Consider the following 258-nt stretch of genomic DNA (forward strand, 5'->3'; position numbering starts at 1 on the left):
ACCGACGCCGCGCGCGGCCAGGGCCTGGGCCAAGCGGTTGGTCCGGCGATCCAGCTCGGCATAGCTCAGCCGCTCGGCGCCGAACACCAGAGCCTCGGCCTCCGGCGTCGCCCGCGCCTGGCGCTCGATCAGCGACACCACGCTCGGGACGGATTCGTAGGCGATGTCCGTCGCGTTCCACTGCGACAGACGCTGCCGATCCTCCTCCGTCGGCAAGGCGATCCGGCCGAGCGGCGTCGCCGCATCCTCCGCCAGCCG

1 protein-coding gene is annotated in these 258 nt (G+C 73.3%); it reads right to left on the reverse strand.

All coding sequences use genetic code 11. From position 1 onward, the window contains the following. The coding region (locus tag FFK22_RS42575) for an AMP-binding protein (protein ID WP_143957087.1) at positions 1–258 on the reverse strand (258 nt) is incomplete at both ends.

This window comes from Mycobacterium sp. KBS0706 (genome assembly GCF_005938675.2).
In the GTDB taxonomy this organism is placed as follows: domain Bacteria; phylum Pseudomonadota; class Alphaproteobacteria; order DSM-16000; family Inquilinaceae; genus Inquilinus.